The organism is Bifidobacterium apicola (assembly GCF_042846865.1).
GTDB classification, from domain to species: Bacteria; Actinomycetota; Actinomycetes; order Actinomycetales; family Bifidobacteriaceae; genus Bombiscardovia; species Bombiscardovia apicola.
Genome location: NZ_BAAFQQ010000001.1, coordinates 1,156,044 through 1,174,087, shown reverse-complemented (window position 1 = coordinate 1,174,087; position 18,044 = coordinate 1,156,044). Strand labels below are relative to the sequence as shown.

The 18,044-nt window shown below is 60.2% G+C and carries 13 protein-coding genes; 9 read left to right on the top strand and 4 right to left on the bottom strand.

Annotation, left to right across the window (positions count from 1 at the left end):
* Positions 1–223: 223 nt before the first annotated feature.
* The 7 genes from dnaN (at position 224) to ACGG9J_RS04800 (ending at position 10,134) form a co-directional block, all read left to right on the top strand.
* On the top strand, positions 224–1,348 hold the full coding sequence (gene dnaN / locus ACGG9J_RS04830) for a DNA polymerase III subunit beta (protein WP_390134116.1): 1,125 nt from the start codon (positions 224–226) through the stop codon (positions 1,346–1,348).
* 29 nt (positions 1,349–1,377) lie between these two features.
* Positions 1,378–2,640: a DNA replication/repair protein RecF gene (gene recF / locus ACGG9J_RS04825; RefSeq protein WP_390134113.1), complete on the top strand. Its 1,263-nt coding sequence runs from the start codon at positions 1,378–1,380 to the stop codon at positions 2,638–2,640.
* Positions 2,637–3,134, top strand: a complete 498-nt coding sequence (locus tag ACGG9J_RS04820; RefSeq protein ID WP_390134111.1) for a DciA family protein — start codon at positions 2,637–2,639, stop codon at positions 3,132–3,134. The genes recF and ACGG9J_RS04820 overlap by 4 nt, the downstream gene beginning before the upstream one ends.
* 292 nt (positions 3,135–3,426) lie before the next feature.
* Entirely contained in the window at positions 3,427–5,466 is a 2,040-nt protein-coding gene (gene gyrB, locus ACGG9J_RS04815; RefSeq protein WP_390135315.1) for a DNA topoisomerase (ATP-hydrolyzing) subunit B, read from the top strand.
* Between the two features lie 133 nt (positions 5,467–5,599).
* Positions 5,600–8,227 carry a DNA gyrase subunit A gene (gyrA, locus tag ACGG9J_RS04810; protein ID WP_390135314.1) on the top strand — a complete coding sequence of 876 codons (2,628 nt, stop codon included), beginning with the start codon at positions 5,600–5,602 and terminating at the stop codon, positions 8,225–8,227.
* Positions 8,228–8,330: 103 nt separating this feature from the next.
* Positions 8,331–8,960 carry a DUF3566 domain-containing protein gene (locus ACGG9J_RS04805; protein WP_390134109.1) on the top strand — a complete coding sequence of 210 codons (630 nt, stop codon included), beginning with the start codon at positions 8,331–8,333 and terminating at the stop codon, positions 8,958–8,960.
* A 58-nt stretch (positions 8,961–9,018) separates the two neighbouring features.
* Complete coding sequence (locus tag ACGG9J_RS04800; protein ID WP_390134107.1) at positions 9,019–10,134, top strand: VanZ family protein; 1,116 nt, start codon at positions 9,019–9,021, stop codon at positions 10,132–10,134.
* On the opposite strand, the gene ACGG9J_RS04795 is transcribed toward ACGG9J_RS04800, so the two are convergent.
* Positions 10,080–11,033 carry a DMT family transporter gene (locus ACGG9J_RS04795; RefSeq protein WP_390134105.1) on the bottom strand — a complete coding sequence of 318 codons (954 nt, stop codon included), beginning with the start codon at positions 11,031–11,033 and terminating at the stop codon, positions 10,080–10,082. The two genes, ACGG9J_RS04800 and ACGG9J_RS04795, sit on opposite strands and share 55 nt — an antisense overlap.
* A 449-nt stretch (positions 11,034–11,482) precedes the next feature.
* Between ACGG9J_RS04795 and ACGG9J_RS04790 the strand changes: the two genes are divergently transcribed.
* Positions 11,483–12,193: a LytR/AlgR family response regulator transcription factor gene (locus ACGG9J_RS04790; protein WP_390134103.1), complete on the top strand. Its 711-nt coding sequence runs from the start codon at positions 11,483–11,485 to the stop codon at positions 12,191–12,193.
* Positions 12,190–13,557: a GHKL domain-containing protein gene (locus ACGG9J_RS04785; RefSeq protein ID WP_390134101.1), complete on the top strand. Its 1,368-nt coding sequence runs from the start codon at positions 12,190–12,192 to the stop codon at positions 13,555–13,557. The genes ACGG9J_RS04790 and ACGG9J_RS04785 overlap by 4 nt, the downstream gene beginning before the upstream one ends.
* Here ACGG9J_RS04785 and ACGG9J_RS04780 read toward each other — a convergent pair.
* From ACGG9J_RS04780 to ACGG9J_RS04770, 3 genes are all read right to left on the bottom strand, one after another.
* Positions 13,521–14,570 carry a glycosyltransferase family 2 protein gene (locus ACGG9J_RS04780; protein ID WP_390134099.1) on the bottom strand — a complete coding sequence of 350 codons (1,050 nt, stop codon included), beginning with the start codon at positions 14,568–14,570 and terminating at the stop codon, positions 13,521–13,523. The genes ACGG9J_RS04785 and ACGG9J_RS04780 overlap by 37 nt on opposite strands.
* 170 nt (positions 14,571–14,740) lie before the next feature.
* Positions 14,741–15,412 carry a hypothetical protein gene (locus ACGG9J_RS04775; protein ID WP_390134097.1) on the bottom strand — a complete coding sequence of 224 codons (672 nt, stop codon included), beginning with the start codon at positions 15,410–15,412 and terminating at the stop codon, positions 14,741–14,743.
* Positions 15,405–17,834 carry a glycoside hydrolase family 3 C-terminal domain-containing protein gene (locus ACGG9J_RS04770; RefSeq protein ID WP_390134095.1) on the bottom strand — a complete coding sequence of 810 codons (2,430 nt, stop codon included), beginning with the start codon at positions 17,832–17,834 and terminating at the stop codon, positions 15,405–15,407. Before ACGG9J_RS04770 ends, ACGG9J_RS04775 begins: the two co-directional genes overlap by 8 nt.
* Positions 17,835–18,044 lie beyond the last annotated feature (210 nt).

The following is an 18,044-nucleotide window of genomic DNA, read 5'->3' as shown; positions in this document are numbered from 1 at the left end:
ACATTACTTTCACCACTTATCCACAGTACACAAGGGGGACCTATCCACCCCGTTGCAAGGATCTGCAAACTTATCCACACCATCCACCGAGCTTATTACGATGACTCTATGTATATTTATGCAATAATCATCATCTCATTCAGCCTCATCCACTCACTCCAATCACATCGCTTGATCGATTGGATAGAATGAATCCAGTTCATTCCTCGACAAGAAGGCTCCCATGAAAGTTGAAGTGAATTCATCCGCACTCTCGGATGCAGTGGCTTGGACCACCCGCATTATCCCTTCCAGACCAGCTTCGCCGATTCTGGCAGGCATCAGAATGGAAGCCTCTGACGGAACATTGAAGCTCTCTGCTTTCGACTACGAGGTTTCGGCAAGAAATCACATCGAAGCAGGCATCGACGAATCCGGAACAGCCCTGGTCCTAGGCAAACTGCTGGCAGACATCACCAAATCCCTGCCATCGGAAAAGACCTATCTGTCAACCGAGGGATCCAAGATGACCATTACCTCGGGCAAATCCACTTTTTCTCTGCAGCTGATGCCCGACAGCGAATATCCTGACCTCCCTGCCGTCCCCGAACCCATGGGCCAGGTAGATGCCCAGACCTTTATCCAGTCCATCTCCCAGTCCATCGTCGCTGTTTCCCGAGAAGAAAGCCGGCCGGTCCTGACCAGCGTCAAGACCGAGATCACCGGGGACAAGGTGGTCATGACCGCTACTGACCGTTTCAGACTGTCCCGTTCGAGCTTTACTTGGACTCCTCGTGATGCCGACTTCTCCACCTCCATGCTGATTCGAGGCTCACTGTTGCGTGACATCGCCCGCTCTCTTGACGAGCACCAGAACGTGACCATGGATTACGAGGCTGACAACCCCACCATCATGGGTGTGGAGAATGCCGGCAAGATATCCACCACCCAGCTGATCGACGGGGAATTTCCGGCTGTGGATCGGCTCTTTTCGGACCAATACCCTATCCAGGCGGTCATCGCACGGCAGGATCTGATCGACGCCATCAAACGCGTTGCTCTGGTGGCCGAACGCAACGCACCCATTCGTATGGTCTTCTCCGGCAACGAGGTGACCCTAAGCGCCGGTACAGCGGACGAAGCTCAGGCACACGAGGTTCTGCAGGCAGATCTGGACGGTGAGGACATCACGGTAGCCTTTAATCCCAGCTACCTGATCGACGGGCTGGGTGCCATTGCTGAACCCTTTGTTCGCATCAAGATGACCTCGGCGGTCAAGGCCGTGGAGTTCAACGGTCAGCAGGAACAGGACTCCGAGGAGTCCATGGACTACCGTTACCTGCTGGTGCCCATGCGTTTCAACAGCTGACCCCCAGACTGGTTTGAGGAACGATCGCCGTGCACATCTCCCGTATGGTTCTGGATCACTTTCGTTCCTGGGAGCATTGTGTCCTCGATCTGGATCCTGGAGTGACCATTCTGGAAGGTCGCAACGGTCTGGGCAAGACCAACCTGGTCGAGGCGATCGAGGTCCTGTCCACCGGTTGCAGCCATAGGACCTCATCCTCACTGCCCCTGGTAGAGCGTGGACAGCCCAAGGCCACCATCAGGGCCAGGCTGGAGCATGATGAGACTGCCACCGACTATGAGCTGACCATTGCTGCCAAGAGAGCCAACCGGGGAAGAATCAACGGCGGCCCCTCGCTTTATCAGCGTGACCTGGTGGGTCGGGTGCCCTGTGTGACCTTCAGCCCAGAGGATCAGCTGATGGTTTCCGGAGAGCCGGCAGCCAGGCGGGCCGTGCTGGACCAGGCTGGCAGCCAGCTCGATGCCGACTACTTCCAAGTCCGTCAGGATTTTCGCCATGTAGCCAGGCAGCGAGCGGCCTTGCTCAAGCAGCTTTCCCAGGCAGGTCATGATCCCTCAGGGAATGGGCGTGATGCCGCTCTGTCTGGCCTTGAGGTCTGGACCGGGCAGTTTATTCGCACCGGACTGGATCTGAGCCGACGACGAGCAGCTCTGGTGGAGGCCTTGGACCAGCCCTTCAGTGATTTGTATGGTCAGCTGGCAGGCCCTGATCAGAATGCTCGACTGACCTACCGGCCCTCCTTGGAGGAGATCGGACTCGATAGCCAGATTGGTCCCGAGGCTGCCGAAGCCGTCAGTCGTCATTTTCAGCGGATATACCCGGGAGAGGTGGCTCGGGGGACCAATCTGATCGGTCCTCAGCGCGATGATCTAGCCTTCACTCTCAACGGCATGCCTGCCCGGGAATTTGCTTCCAACGGTGAGATGTGGACCCTGGCTCTGGCCCTGAGGCTGGCCTTGCTGCAGGTAGTCAAGGATCGTCGCGCCCTGGAGCCCATTGTCATTCTGGATGATGTCTTCGCCCAGTTGGATAGAAACCGCAGGGATCAGATTCTGGATTTTGCCCGTCAGCAGGACCAAGTGCTGATCACCGTGGCCGCCGACAGCGATATCCCTTCCCTCCAGGACACCAAGCTAGTGGATGTTTCCAGACTGAGGCCCTCGCAGTCATCTGATCCAGCTGCCCAGGACCCGGCCATCGCCAGTGCCATGCAGGATCTGCGCCGATCCAGAGCGACGGCTCATGACAGCTCGGATATGCCGAATGGGCTGGAGAAGGATGACCAGTCGTGAAAGCGCCCATAGTTGAGATTCTGCATCTTGACCAGCGTCGACTGCCAGCCCTGGTCTTCGAAGGCTGCACGCGACGGGCTGCCAACCGTCGGCAGCGGGAGGACAACTCCCGTAAGGCTTGGTATGCATTCGGCAAACCTGGGCGTGACCCAGCCAAGCTTGGGGGTGTGGTGACCAGCTTGGCTGCCGGGAGCGGGTGGACCAGCCATCTGAAGGTGGCCCGGCTGCGCAACCAGTGGGACAGTGTGGTGGGCCCCGGCATCGCCGCCCATTCAAGAGTGGTCTCTTACCGCGAGGGCGTGCTGATTATTCAGGCACAGACCACGGTCTGGGCCACCCAGCTGACCTACTTGGTCCCTCAGCTCAAGGCGACCATTGTCAAGCGGCTGGGCATGCCGGTCAAGCAGATCCGAGTGACCGGTCCTCACAACTACAGCTTCCGCCGTTCACGGTTCGATCCGCCTGGCCGAGGCGTACGCGACACCTACGGGTGAATCCATAATTTGTGAATACCCTCTTCTCAGCTTTCTGTAAGCCTAAAGTCCCCTATCGCTGGTAATCTATAGGCCAGAGGGTCAAACGCTTCCAAGGCCCCTTTATGGACGATTTGGAACCTGGTGACCATGACTCGATCCCCCGCTCGACCGCGAACGGAAGCTGCTTTGTCGTCAGTGGCCGACGATGGGGGTGCAGAAAGGACTATCCGTGGCAGATCTCAACACTGACCCGTCCCGAAACCCGCAAGAGGGCCGGGAACAAGAGGAGGACAAGCCTCAGGATGACGGCATGACGGGCCAGGATCAGCTGGACGACGCACAGCTGGATGACTCGCTCTCCCCCGAGCACTATGACGCCAGCGATCTGAAGGTGCTGGAGGGACTGGAGGCGGTCCGCGTCCGTCCCGGCATGTATATCGGCTCAACAGGCCCCAGGGGTCTGCACCATCTGGTTTACGAGATTGTCGACAACTCGGTTGACGAGGCTCTGGCCGGTTACGCCGATCATATTGAAGTCACCATCCTGCCCGATAACGGCATCCGGGTGGATGACAACGGCCGCGGCATTCCTGTGGACGAAGTGCCAGGCGAGGGCAAGAGCGGCGTCGAGGTGGTCATGACCAAGCTGCATGCCGGAGGTAAGTTCGGCGGCGGCGGCTACGCGGTCTCGGGAGGCCTGCATGGCGTGGGAATCTCCGTGGTCAACGCCCTGTCCACCCGGATCGATGTCCAGGTGCGCCGACAGGGCTACCACTGGCATCAGAGCTTCCGCAACCAGAAGCCCACGGCTCCCCTGTCCAAGGATCAGGCCATGGGGCCGGAAGAGAATACCGGCACCTCGGTGACTTTCTGGGCCGATCCCAAAATCTTCGAGACCACGGTATATGACTTCGAAACCCTGCGCAGCCGTTTCCAGCAGATGGCCTTCCTCAACAAGGGCCTGCGGATCACCCTGACTGACCTGCGCCCCAACGACCAGGCCGGTGACGAGGTGACGGGCGAGGAGCAGACCCTGGAGCAGAAGGGCCAGTCCGTCAGCTACCAGTATGCCAACGGCATCAAGGACTATGTGGACTACCTGGTCAAAGTCAGGAAAGCTACGCCTGTGGAGGCCGAGGTCATCGACTTCGAGGCCGAGGATCTGAAGCTGGGCATCTCCGCCGAGGTAGCCATGCAATGGACCACTGCCTACTCGGAGTCGGTTCACACCTTCGCCAACACCATTGCGACCACTGAGGGCGGCACCCACGAAGAGGGGTTCCGCGCGGCCCTGACCAGCATGATCAACCGCTATGCTCGGGACAAGAACATCCTCAAGGACAAGGATGACAACCTCTCGGGCGACGATGTGCGTGAGGGACTGACCGCTGTGGTCTCCGTCAAGCTGACCAACCCCCAGTTCGAGGGCCAGACCAAGACCAAGCTGGGCAACTCCGAGGCCAAGACCTTCGTCCAGCGGGTCATGACCGAGAGGCTGAGCGACTGGTTCGACGCCCATCCCAGCGAGGCCAAGGCCATCATTCAGAAGGCCATGGAGGCCTCCCGGGCACGGATTGCAGCCAAGAAGGCCCGCGAGAACACCCGGCGCAAGTCCATCTTCGAGACGGCCGGCATGCCAGACAAGCTCAAGGACTGCCAGTCCAACGACCCCGAGGAATGCGAGCTGTTCATCGTGGAGGGCGACTCCGCAGGCGGCTCGGCCATCCAGGGACGCAACCCCATGACCCAGGCCATCCTGCCCCTGCGTGGCAAGATCCTCAATACGGAGCGGGCCAGCCTGGACCGAATGATGAAGTCCGACACCATCGAATCCCTGATCACTGCTGTGGGCGGGGGATACGGCGAGGACTTCAACATCGACAAGGTGCGCTACCACAAGGTCATCATCATGGCCGACGCCGATGTGGATGGCGCCCACATCGCCACCCTGAATCTGACCCTCTTCTTCCGCTACATGAGACCCATGATCGAGGCAGGCTACGTCTATGTGGCCATGCCCCCGCTTTACCGGCTTAAGTGGACCAAGGGCCCCCACAGCTTCGTCTACACCGACGCCGAGCGCGACAGGGTTCTGGCCGAGGGCAAGGCTTCCGGCCGGCAGCTGCCCAAGGGCGAAGGGATCCAGCGCTACAAGGGTCTGGGCGAGATGAGCTACCAGGAGCTCTGGGAGACCACCATGGATCCGGATCACCGCATCCTCAAGAAGATCCGCATCGACGATGCCGAGCAAGCCGACGAGACTTTCACCATGCTCATGGGCGACGAGGTAGAACCCCGGCGTCTGTTCATCCAGCGCAACGCCCACGATGCCCGCTTCATCGACGCCTGAGACAGGCGTCTCCCCCTTTCACAATTTGAGCTAAGGATCGATTTTGGCAGACGATAACAACAACGACAATAGCCCGGACCAGGACGGCCTCAACCTGCCCGACGGGTCTCGAGAGCCGCTCAGCCCCCAGGAGATGGACAACACCGATTACGGCCTTCTTAAGGGCGAGCGGATTCAGCCCATCGACCTCCAGCAGGAGATGCGGGAATCCTACCTGTCCTACGCCCTGTCCGTGATCGTGGAGCGGGCCTTGCCTGATGTTCGCGACGGCATGAAGCCGGTCCATCGCAGGGTCATCTACGCCATGTACGACGGCGGATACCGGCCCGACCGTGGATATAACAAGTGCTCGCGCGTGGTGGGCGATGTCATGGGCAAGTACCACCCCCACGGCGATGCGGCCATCTATGACACCATCGTGCGTCTTGCCCAGTCTTGGTCCATGCGCTACCCGCTGGTGGACGGCCAGGGCAACTTCGGCTCACCCGGCGACGATCCGGCGGCCGCCATGAGGTACACCGAGTGCCGCATGGCCCCACTGGCCATGGAGATGGTGCGAGACATCGACAAGGACACAGTCGACTTCATCCCCAACTACGATGGCAAGACCCAGGAACCAACGGTTCTGCCCTCCCGCTTCCCCAACCTGCTGGTCAACGGATCAGCAGGCATCGCCGTAGGCATGGCCACTAACATTCCTCCGCACAATTTGCGCGAGGTATCCAAGGGCGTGCACTGGGCCCTGGAGCATCCCGAGGCTTCCAAGGAAGAGCTGCTCAACGCCCTGATTGCCATCATCAAGGGACCAGACTTCCCTACCGGTGCCACCATTCTGGGCCACAAAGGCATTGAACAGGCCTATCGGACCGGACGCGGCCTGATCACTATGCGGGCCGTGGTCAATACCGAGGAGATCCGCGGAAGGATGTGCCTGGTCGTCACCGAGCTGCCCTACCAGGTCAACCCCGACCGGCTGGCTTCCTCCATTCGCGAGGCTGTGCGCGACGGCAAGATCCAGGGCATTGCCGACATGCGCGACGAGACCTCAGGCCGCACCGGCCAGCGTCTGGTTCTGGTGCTCAAACGCGATGCCGTACCCAAGGTGGTCCTCAACAACCTCTACAAGCACACCCAGCTCCAGCAGACCTTTGGGGCCAACATGCTGGCCCTGGTCGATGGGGTCCCCAGGACTCTGAGCCTTGACGCCTTCATCCGCCACTGGGTGGACCACCAGCTGGATGTGGTCGAGCGGCGCACCCGCTACCTGAAGCGGGAGGCCGAGGATCGCGATCACATCCTGCAGGGGTATCTGAAGGCCTTGGACATGATCGATCAGGTCATTGCCCTGATTCGTGCCTCCAAGGATGTAGAGACAGCACGAACCGGTCTGATGGAGCTGCTGGACGTGGACGAGGTCCAGGCCGATGCCATCCTGGCTATGCAGCTGCGCCGTCTGGCTGCCTTGGAACGGCAGAAGATCCTGGACGAGCACGAGGATCTCATGCGCAAGATCGCCGACTACAACGACATTCTGGCCCATCCTGAGCGCCAGCGCACCATCGTGGGCGACGAGCTGGACGAGATCGTAGACAAGTACGGCGATGAGCGACGCACTCGTATTGTTCCCTATTCGGGCGAAATGAACGTCGAGGATCTGATCGCCGACGAGCAGGTGGTGGTCACTGTCACCCACTCCGGCTTCGTCAAGCGGACCAAGGCCGACGAGTACCGGGCGCAGCACCGCGGTGGAAAGGGCATCCGTGGAGCCAGGCTGCGCGAGGACGACGTGGTGGACCACTTCTTCCTGACCAGCACCCACAACTGGCTGCTCTTCTTCACCAACAAGGGCCGGGTGTACCGGCTCAAGGCCTATGAGCTGCCTGAAGGATCCCGCGATTCCAAGGGTCAGCATGTGGCCAATCTGCTCCAGCTTGGGCAAGGCGAGCGTATCGAGCAGGTCCTTTCCCTGCATGGCTATGACGATGCCGACTATTTGGTTCTGGCTACCCGGACCGGACGAGTCAAGAAGACCCGTCTGGCCGAGTATGATTCGCCTCGCCAAGGCGGTCTGATTGCTGTGCGGCTGATGGAGCTGGGCACAGTCACCGACGAGGACGGGCAAGAGGTGCCTCGGAGCGATGAGCTGGTGGGCGCCGCCCTCTGCAATGCCGATGACGAAATCATCCTGGTCTCCCGTAAGGGCATGAGCGTGCGCTTCTCGGCCGACGACTCCACCCTGCGACCCATGGGACGGCAGACTGCTGGTGTTCAGGGCATGCGGTTCCGCCCTGGCGATGAACTGCTGAGCATGGACGTAATCGCCAAGGAGTCCGAGGATGACCTGCTGGTGGTCACTGACGAGGGCTTCGCCAAGCGAACCGCCCTGAGCGAGTACCGCCTGCAGGGCCGCAACGGCTACGGGGTCAAGGCCATTGCCATGGTCGAAGGCCGTGGTTCCCTGGTCGGTGCCTTGGTGGTGAACGAGGACGACCAGATCATGGCCATCATGAAGTCCGGCAAGGTCATCCGCTCCGATGTGGCCGAGGTCAAGCGAACTGGACGCAACACCCAAGGGGTAACCCTGGCCAAGCCCGACAAGGGCGACGAGATTCTCTCCATCGCCCGCAACGCCGAGCGTGACGATCAGGAAGAGGATGCTGGTCAGACCGACCTGGCTCCTGCAGCTCCCTTGGCGGCCAAGGATCAGCCCATCGCCACCACAGGAACCGGCGATGGCCAGAGCCTGACTCAAGGGGAATGAGCGGGTCCGCTACCAGTCTGACAAGACTGGTAGCCTCGTAAGAAGTCATGCAGGCCCGAGGTGGTATGCGCGGGCCATTGAACGCAAGGATCAAGGAGTGCCGATGAGCCAGGATGATCAGGAGCAGGTCAAGGCCGGCAATCAAGGTGTCGGTAAGCCCCAAGAGGGGAAGACCAAGGCTGATGAATCCGCACAGGGCGAGTCCCTTCATTCATCTTCATCGGTTACTCCTCCAACTTCTGCAGCCGGCAGAACGGCATCTGGACGTTCCGTAAGAACCACAGCTTCAGCGGCCGGTCCGGTCAAGGTATCCTCGTCCCGTCCTGCTCGGCCTTCGGCTTCTGCTTCGGCCGCGCGTCCCCACGTGCCTCGGGCCAGGCGCATGCAGCTGTCCCTGACCCGGCTGGAGCCCTGGTCGGTGGCCAAGGTCACCTTTCTGTTGGCCATCGCCGGAGGCATCATCCAGGTGGTGGCCGCTGCCCTGCTCTGGTTCCTGCTCAACGCTATGGGGCTCTTCGACAACCTGACCCAGGTCATCTCCAAGACGGGCCTGGACGCGGGCGGCTTCGACCTGGGCCAAGTGCTGAGCCTGGGGACGGTCTTGAGTTCGGTGACCATTTTCTCAATTTTCGAGATTGTCATAGTAGTGGTTCTGGTCACCATTTTCGCCTTCCTATACAACCTGGTCAGCTCCCTGGTGGGCGGCATCCACGTGACCTTGGGCGACGACTGAGCTTTTTGTCAGCGCAGTCAATCGGCCGACTGGCCCGAGAGCGCTTTAGACTGGGATTGTGCTCTCGACATACCTGGACTACTTCAGCGGCTCCTTTGGCATATCTCTGGTCTTTTGGCCCCTGGCTTCGCTGATTCTGACCTTGCCCATTCTTGCCCTGATCTACAACCGCTATCACCGACTCCGGCTGACTGCAGCCATGGCGGCTTACCTGACCGTCTTATACCTGCTGGCCTTGGTCTTCTTCACCCTCTGGCCCATGCCCGACGACCGTGCTGCCTTCTGCGCCACCCATCATCTGAGCCCCCAACTCAACCCGCTGCAGTTCCTAACCGATCTGAGCACAGGCGGGCGGATGGCCCTGCTGCAGATCCTGCTCAATGTGGCCTTCTTCCTGCCCTTGGGATTCATCATGGGGCGGCTCTTCCGCTGGCGCTTCATCGTGGCTCTGCCAGTCGCTCTTCTGGTTTCCCTCTTCATCGAGACGGCCCAGCTGACCGGGGTTTTCGGCATCGTCGGCTGCGCCTATCGCCTTTTCGACGTGGACGACCTGATCTGGAATACTTCAGGCGCCATAATCGGCTACCTGGTGGGCATGGCGGCCAACAAACTCGTTCCCACCCGTCAAGCTGACGCTGCCCAGCTGGTCACCAACCCCGGGTTCATACACCGTGCCGTCTCCCTGGCTCTGGATCTGCTCTTGGCCACCATCCTGTCCATGTCTCTGGGGATGGGCGTGACCTATGCGGTCCATCGCTTGGGCGCCTATCAGCTTGATGGCCACTACCGCTTTGGCGGGCTGCTGATTGCTCCATCCGCTCTGGATGTGTTCGGAACTGCGGTGGATCTGGCCATGCTGCTGATCTTCGAACTGCTTATCCCACTACCCCGTCGGGGACGGACGCTGGGTGCCACCTTCACCCACATGACCGTCGAGACCAAGCAGCGGCATGGCTGGTCCCGCTTCCTCTTCTACCTGTTCCGGACCGCAGTCATCCTGGCTGTCTTCGGCCCCTGGACCGGCAGCGTTCAGATTGCAACGCGCATCCTGGCTCTGCTCCTGCTGGTCTTCTATCTGATCAAGCGGCAGATGCCCTACGATCTCTTGCCCGGGACAGCCTACCGGGAGGAGGACACCGGTGCAGAGGAATCCGCCGATGACCGGCGGGGGTGAAGCCTGACCTCGGACAGGATGATGGCAGCGAAGATGATGGCGAAGCCCAGCAGATGGGTGGCTGTCAGCTCCTCGTGCAGGACCAGGACCGAGACCAGCATCCCGAACAGGCTCTCCGAGCACAGGATCAGCGAACCTTGGGCGGCTGGGACCCTAGAAAAGGCGATGTTCTGGAAGTTCTGGGCCATCAGAGTCGAAATCAGCGTCAGATAAATCATGGAGCCCAGGGTCGAGGGCGTGAAGTCAGCCATAGTGGGCAAGGGATCGAAAATCAGCGCGCAAACCAGAAAGAGGGTGCCGCCGAAAAGCAGCTCCAGGTAGGTCAGCGTGGGGGCATCGAACTCCTTGGTCAGGAAACCGGTGATTACCAGGTTGACCCCATAGAGCAGCGCGCCGGCCAGGGTCAGCAGGTCACCAGTGCTCAAAGACAGCCCCTGTCCCCTGCCGTGGGCTGGCAGCGAGATCAGAGCCACGCCCAGAATGCAGATGGCAGCCGCGACGAAGTGGCGCAGGGCTGGTCGTCGACGTGCCATGATCCAAACCAGAAATGGCACAAAAATGCAGTAGGTGGCCGTCAGAAAGGAGTTGCGTCCCGGAGCGATGGTGGTCAACCCCATCATCTGCAGGCTGAAGGCCGCCCAGTAGCTGACCCCCAGAATCAGCCCTGGCACCAACGTATGAATGGCCCCGGTTCTGCGCAGCCGTGGCAGCAAAAAGGGCGTCATGATGACGATGGCACACAGGATGCGAATTCCCATCAGCCAACGCACGGTCAAGGTCTCCATGGCAACCTTTTCGAAGGTGTACCCGGCTCCCCAGGCGGCGGCGGCCATCAGCAGCATCAGGCGGGCCAGCCAGGTGGAGGGTTTCCATGACGAAGAAGGTGCGAAGGTAGGCATGTTTCGACTCTAACCGTGCCTGTCCACAAGCGAGAATCGATTCGCAAAACCCGCCATCTGTCCATTCGGCTGTTGGACTCTGTGCTGATTTATGCCACGAAGATGACATCTGGACCCAGGCAGCTTCCTAAGTCCAGCCTGTGCACGTAGTGGTGCAGACCGGCGGACTGCAAAGAGGGAAAGCGAGTGGTTCAAGCCATGTTTGCTTTTCTCAAACCAGTCCTTCATGTCAAGGTAAAGGTTCCCGAGAATCAGATTCCTGGCGACATATCGTTCCCATAGCGTACGGGTGGTCGATGACCGTTGAGCCCGGGCTGTAGACTGCAGCTTATTCGCGTTCGGCTTTGGGTAAGCGGGGTCTGCCATGCGGACATCTCCGATATCATGGAAGAACGGTGATGACGTCGGCCATGGGTCCTTGGCCGGCGGGTTAAGGAGTGTGCACCAGGATGATCAGAATCGCAGTGGTGGATGACGATTCCATCAGCTGTCGGACCATGGTCAATTACCTGAGCCGTTATCGCAAGGAGCGTCAGGAAGAACTGGCAGTCAGCGTCTTCACCGATGGCAAGGCTTTCGTAGATGGGTATCGGCCTGTTTACGACATCCTTCTTCTGGACATTCAGATGACCCCCATGGACGGGATCGAAGTAGCTCACAGGGTACGCGCCCGTGACGAGTCTGTGGTCATCGTCTTCATCACTTCCGCCCCCCAGTACGCCATCAACGGCTATGAAGTTGGTGCCCTCTCATATCTGCTCAAGCCCCTGCCTTGGTTCGCCTTCTCCCAGGAGCTGGATCGATCCATCGCTCAGGTGCGCGGCCGTGTGGACCTGTCCATTCTGATTGCCGAGGGCGCCCGATCCACCAGAATCCCTCTCAAGGACATCGTCTTCATCGAATCCGTCCGCCACAGCAGCGTCATCCATACCTTGGATTCCTCACTGACTACGAACAGCACTCTGAAGAGTCTGGAGGGCAAGCTGGACCAGCGAGGTTTCTTCCGCTCCAACTCCTGCTATCTGGTCAATCTGGCCCATGTGACGGGCATGGAGGACCAGGATTGCATCATGTCCACCGGTCAGCGGCTGCGGGTCAGTCGACCCCGCAAGAAGTCCTTTATGACGGCGCTTACCGCTTACGTGGCAGGTCGGGCATGACTGCCACCCACATTCTCAACGCCCTGCCCGATATCCCCCGGCTCTATACGGCCATCAGCGAGTGGCTGGGTTGCCTAGTCTATTTGTCGGCCATAGGACCGAGGATCTCCCGCTTGCGGATGGCAGCGGTCCTTCTGCCTGGTCTGGCAGTGCTGATCGTGGTCCAATACTGGGCCGGAACGTTGCCCATTGCCTTCTGGATCATCAGCATGTGCCTGGCCGTGGCCTGCATGTATGCCATCATCATGCTGGCTTCAGGGTTGGGCGCGCTGGATGGTGCTTATCTGCTGGCCCGCGCCTTCGTCCTGGCTGAGCTGGTCGCTTCCCTGCATTGGCAGCTGGACTCCTTCATGAGGCCTGCCAGCCATAGCCTGTACGACCCGGCCTCACTGATCCTCCTGGTGCTGATCTACGGCGGCGTAGGGCTGGTGGCTTGGGTGGCGGAGCGGCGCAACTTCGCTGATGCCCAGCCTTCCGTGCCTGGACGCAGCGTCTTCATAGCCGCGGTCATTGCGGTGGTCACCTTCGCCATGTCCAACCTGAGCTTCGTCTCCACCAACACTCCCTTCTCCGGGCGGGTCGGCCTGGAGGTCTTCTACATCCGCACCCTGGTGGACCTGTGCGGGTTCGCCATGCTCTATGCCCAGCAGGAACAGCTGCGGGAGAGCCATACCAGCGCCGAGCTGGCATCAATCAACGCTCGGGCTTACAGCCAGCATCGGGAGTACATGCGCTCCAAGGAGAATCTGGAGGCCATGGGCAGGCTTGCCCACGATCTCAAGCATCAGATCGCCGCCCTGCGCTCGCAGATGGATCCTGAGCGCACGTCCCAGGACTTCGAGGAGCTGGAAGCTGCGGTCGGGCGATACGGGTCGCAGCAGCACACCGGCAATCCCATTCTGGACGTAGTCATGTCAACCAAGGAGCGCATCTGCTCCGAAGAGGGGATTACCCTGACCATGGTGGCTGACGGTTCGCTCTTGGAGGGGATGTCGCCCATGGATGTTTCCACCCTCTTCGGCAACGCCTTGGACAATGCCATTGAGGCCTTGAGAAAGGTCAAGGAACCTGACCATCGTCTGATTAAAGTGGCTTTATATGCTCGAGGACAATTCGTGGTGATTCGCATTGAAAACTACTTCGCCTCGCCTCTGAATTGGAATGGCAATGGCGAGCTGGCCACCACCAAGACCAAGACCGACGATGGTCTGCATGGGTATGGGGTAAAGTCCATTCGGCACATAGCTCACCGTTACCAGGGAGAGATGACCTTGCGCACCGAGCATCACTGGTTCAGCCTTTGTGTGCTCTTGCCGAGAGAGGGCGATCAGTTGAAGCCCATGGCGGCTTCGGCGGCCTTATAACCCAGGCGGATGGCCAGACGGCCCGGCCTGCCCGGCATGTTGATCATCCGGCAGAGCAGGGTGGATCGCACGTCTGAGGCGATGACGGGGGAGCGATGCTCCAGCCTGTTCCAGAGCATGTCCTTGTTCCGGTAGTTGCTGGGCTTACGGGAGAGGATCAGGAAAACCGAGGTCACCACGCAGTTGATGGACAGATAGTGGATCATATAACGATAGAGTCCACGGGGAACCGTCCCCGGGTCAGGTGTGGAATCCGCCATGAGCCCGTTGACCAGCAGCAGTTGCGAAACCCGGGCGATCATGATCGAGGTCTGCACCGACTGGCCCTGGCGACCGGTGTGGTAACGGTAGAAATTCGTGTCCAGGTAGAGCAGGGTGCGCACCCAGGGCAGAGGCTGATATGAATAAATGAAGTCCACATAATAGGTGTGCTCGGGCAGGCAGGTATGAGCCTGGCGGAGCACCTCGGTGCGCAGGATCAGGGCATGCATGATCATGTACTGGGCCAGCCCGAACCGCCGCAGATGGTTCCAGTCCAGCACCTGCCCCGGGTCCATGACGCTGCGGAAGTTGATGATCCGCTTATGCTTGCGGCCTTCCTTTTCATAGACGTAGTTGGTGACTACCATGTCCACAGGATTCGTACGTCGTGACTGGTCGCGCAGCTGGTCCAGGACCAGACTCAGAGAGTTCGGGTCCACCCAGTCGTCGGCATCGACCACTTTGACGTAGCAGCCCCGTGTGGCTGCCAGGCCTGTGTTGACTGCGCCGCCATGGCCCTTGTTGGTCTGGCTGATCAGACGGACAGTATGCGGATGGCGTTCCTGGTATGACTGCACCACTTGCGCTGTGTCATCTGTGGATCCGTCATCGACCACGATGACTTCCAGATCTCCCTTCTCCTGGCTCAGGAGCGAATCCAGGCAGGTCGGCAGATGGTGAGCCATGTTATAGGCGGGGACGATGAAAGTGAGAACAGGCGGGCTTGTGGAGGCCGGTCGATCAGCTGTCATGAACAATCACTTCGCAAAAGAATGGGTCAGCGGGTATGCCGGCGGGGTTGCCGTAATCCCGCCGGCGGCCGTTGCGACCACTGTACATGATTTGTTTGGGGAAAAGGCCCCGCCCTCTGGCCGCCGATGCATGCCGGTTCATTGGCAGCCGGGGGTGCGGGGCCGGAATTTTACTGGGGGCTAGCCTCGGATTCTGCGGGTTCTTGACGGAAGATGACCTTGAAGATGGGGAAGAAGACCCAGAAAGAGATGGCCGAGTTGATGATCATGGTGACCAGATCAGCAATAGTGGTCCCTAGGTTGCCCCAGTTCAGGGTGTGCTGGAAGAAGCTGTAGATGGGGTCCTTGTACCAGCCCTGCAGCGCCGCCGCGATGATGGTGATGATCACGTAGGCCACCAGGTACCAGAAGGCCGCTTTCCAGACCGAGGAGTTGGACTTGAAAGTGATGTTGCGCTGGAGGAAGAAGTTGATGATCTGGGCAATCAGCAGGGTGATCTCCACAGCAAGGAAATAGGCCAGGCCGCCTCCGCCGCCGTGGGCGATGGACCCGGCCGCGTAGTCGAACAGATAGTAGGGCTTGCCGCCGGCGGTCCCCATGCGCCAGATCTGGAAGTTGGCGCTCACCAGGGGAGTTCCGTTGAAGATTGCCTTCAGCACGGGCATGAGCACCAGCTGCAGGACGGTGACCCCGTTGGACAGGATGAAAAAGACGATGAACTGGGCCAAAGTGGTGTGCCGGTCGCTGAACCGTCGCCACCAGCGGATGATCGCCCACTGCGAGGCCGTCGTCGCCTTCCTCTGGATCGGCTGTCCAGCCTGCTGGCTGTGCTGATCACTCATGATTGAGCTCCTTTCCGGTCCTGCGGTTGGCGGACATGTTTCTGAAGAATCCGGCGATGAATCCGCCCAGCCCCCGCCATAGATGGCCATTGGGGATGCGGACGATGGCCTCGACCATGGCCGTGTCGATCAGCCCGTTGGTCATCTTGGCCATAGCCCTGGGGGGCATGTTGAGCAGGAAGAGGATATTCAGGTCGGGATTGCCGGTCTTGGCTTCGTGGCGGTTCTCGCTCCTGGCCAGGAAGTTGGCCACGAACCTGGCCAGGGTGCTTCTGGAGTCCTTCCAGGATGAGAGCGGGTCATTGACTCCAAAGGCGCTGACGGCGCCCTGTCGGACCACTGGATGGCCGAATAGGGCCACTAGGGCGGCATCGTCGGCATCCTTGACTCGGCCGGTCAGGTAGGCGCCCAGGGCAGGGTCGGGACTCTGCGGGTCGACGGTGCCCTGCACTGTCAGATGTTCGCTCAGCTCCATGTTGCGGGCGTCGGACCCGATCATGACGGTCCAGTCGCCGGATTCCACCTGCCAGGAGTTGCTGGCTGTGTCGAAGTGCCTGAAGGTCGTCTTATCGAAGTCGATACGGACTCGGGTTGACTGACCGGCCTCCAGGCTGACTTTCTTGAATCCTTTCAGCTCGCGCACTGGTCTGAGCACGCCACCCTTGGGCGCCTGAACGTAGAGCTGGGGAACTGTGGCTCCCTGCCTGTCCGAGTTGTTGGTCAGGGTGAAGCTGGCACCCTCGTCGTCCACGGACAGATCGGCGTAGGTGAAGTGTGCGTAGGACAGCCCGTAGCCGAAGGGGAAGCGCTCCTTTACGCCGGCAGTCAGATAGTAGCGGTAGCCAACGAAGGGACCCTCCCGATAGATCGACTCGTGCGCAGGATCTGGGTACCAGTCGGCGCTGGGGCAGTCGGCATAGGACTTGGGCCAGGTTTCCGCCAGGTGGCCGGAGGGGTTGACCCGACCAGTCAGTATGTTCAGGGTGGCTGAGGCTCCAGCCTGTCCGGACAGACCTATGTAGAGAACGGCATCGCACTGGTTGATCCAGTCGGTGGTGACGGGGGAGCCCGCTGCCAGAACGACCACTAGGGGCTTGTCCATCGCCCCCAGGGCATTGATCAGGTCGACCTGGTTGCTGGGAATGCCCATGTGGGAGCGGTCCAGGCCCTCGGATTCGCTGCGTTCATCCAGGCCCACGCAGGCGACAATCACGTCAGCCTGGCCAGCTGCAGCCACGGCTTGGTCAATCAAAAACCGGTTCTTCTCGCCATGGCGTTCGTAGCCCTGGCTGTAGGAAGCCAGCTCCAGTCCGTCGCCGTTGCCCTGCCTGAGTAGGTCCAGCATGCTTTCCTGCTTGGCTGCGTTGACCTTTGAGGATCCAGAACCCTGGAACCTTGGGGTTTTAGCCATGTCGCCGACCAGGGCGACCCGGGTGCCGGCGGCCAGTGGCAGGCGTCCCTCGCGGTTGACCAGAAGAACGGCCGATCCTTCTGCGATGCTTCGTGCCACCTGATGGTGGTCCCGTATCTGGTCCGCGGTCAGGTTCCCATCAGGATCCATATCAGAGTGGTGGGTCAGCTTGGCCAGTCGCGCCACCTCTTCGGCCCGGGCGTTCAGGTCGGCCTCGTCCAGGCGACCCTCCTGCACGGCCCTGGCAATCTGGCGCGCGGAGTCATATCCGGCCTGGGGCATTTCCAGTGAGGAGCCATTGGCTGCTGCGGCGACCGCACTGTTGGAGCCGCCCCAATCCGAAACCACCATTCCATCGAAGCCCCACTCCTTGCGCAGGATGTCCTTGAGCAGGTGGGGATTCTCGTTGGCATAGATGCCGTTGACCATGTTGTAGGAGGTCATGATGGCCCAAGGGTGGGCCTGGCGCACGGCGATCTCGAATCCGGTCAGATAGAGCTCGCGCATGGTGCGCTCGTCCACAACGGAGTCGGATGCCTGGCGGCGCAGCTCCTGGCTGTTCATGGCGAAATGCTTGGGGGTGGCGGCCACGCCTTGGGACTGGATGCCTTCAATAAGGCCTGCAGCCATACGACCGGCCACCTGGGGGTCTTCGGAATAATATTCAAAGTTTCTGCCGCACAGGGGGTTGCGCTTGATGTTCATGCCCGGACCCAGGACCATGTTGACGCCCAGGCTCCTGGCCTCGTTGCCCAGCGCCCGTCCCATGGTCTTGGCCAGCTGCGGGTCCCATGAGCAGGCCACGGTGCCGGCTGTAGGGAAGCAGGTAGCGGACTTGGATTTGCCCATGCCCAGGTTGTCCCCTGATCCGGTCTGGCGGCGCAGGCCGTGAGGGCCGTCGCTCAGGACCATGCTCGGGATGCCCGCCCTCTTCAGGGCACGGGTCGCCCAGGTGGATTTTCCTGAGAGCAGCGAGGCCCGTTCCAGAACTGTCAGATCCTTGACTTCCATGGTGTTCCCTCTCCGTGACTTCTTCGGTGGCTAACTGGCCAGTTTCCCAAAGAGGTCAAGACCTATCTCGCAGTTCTCTTCAGGTTCAGGAAACAACGAAGTTTTCTGATAATGGCTCGGTTCTGCTTCCTTTGTATTATCAGCGATTGTGCCTTCAAGGGCACAACCCTGTTCCTAATCTGTTTGATCGGGCGCATAAATAGTCTCTTA

What these genes read in the sequence shown, in the direction of transcription:
- ACGG9J_RS04790 (WP_390134103.1), top strand. Translation starts at nt 11,483, where the DNA reads ATGATCAGAATCGCAGTGGTGGATGACGATTCCATCAGCTGTCGGACC.
- ACGG9J_RS04770 (WP_390134095.1), bottom strand. Translation starts at nt 17,834, where the DNA reads ATGGAAGTCAAGGATCTGACAGTTCTGGAACGGGCCTCGCTGCTCTCA.
- gyrA (WP_390135314.1), top strand. Translation starts at nt 5,600, where the DNA reads ATGGACAACACCGATTACGGCCTTCTTAAGGGCGAGCGGATTCAGCCC.
- ACGG9J_RS04805 (WP_390134109.1), top strand. Translation starts at nt 8,331, where the DNA reads ATGAGCCAGGATGATCAGGAGCAGGTCAAGGCCGGCAATCAAGGTGTC.
- ACGG9J_RS04795 (WP_390134105.1), bottom strand. Translation starts at nt 11,033, where the DNA reads ATGCCTACCTTCGCACCTTCTTCGTCATGGAAACCCTCCACCTGGCTG.
- ACGG9J_RS04775 (WP_390134097.1), bottom strand. Translation starts at nt 15,412, where the DNA reads ATGAGTGATCAGCACAGCCAGCAGGCTGGACAGCCGATCCAGAGGAAG.
- dnaN (WP_390134116.1), top strand. Translation starts at nt 224, where the DNA reads ATGAAAGTTGAAGTGAATTCATCCGCACTCTCGGATGCAGTGGCTTGG.
- ACGG9J_RS04785 (WP_390134101.1), top strand. Translation starts at nt 12,190, where the DNA reads ATGACTGCCACCCACATTCTCAACGCCCTGCCCGATATCCCCCGGCTC.
- ACGG9J_RS04780 (WP_390134099.1), bottom strand. Translation starts at nt 14,570, where the DNA reads ATGACAGCTGATCGACCGGCCTCCACAAGCCCGCCTGTTCTCACTTTC.
- gyrB (WP_390135315.1), top strand. Translation starts at nt 3,427, where the DNA reads ATGACGGGCCAGGATCAGCTGGACGACGCACAGCTGGATGACTCGCTC.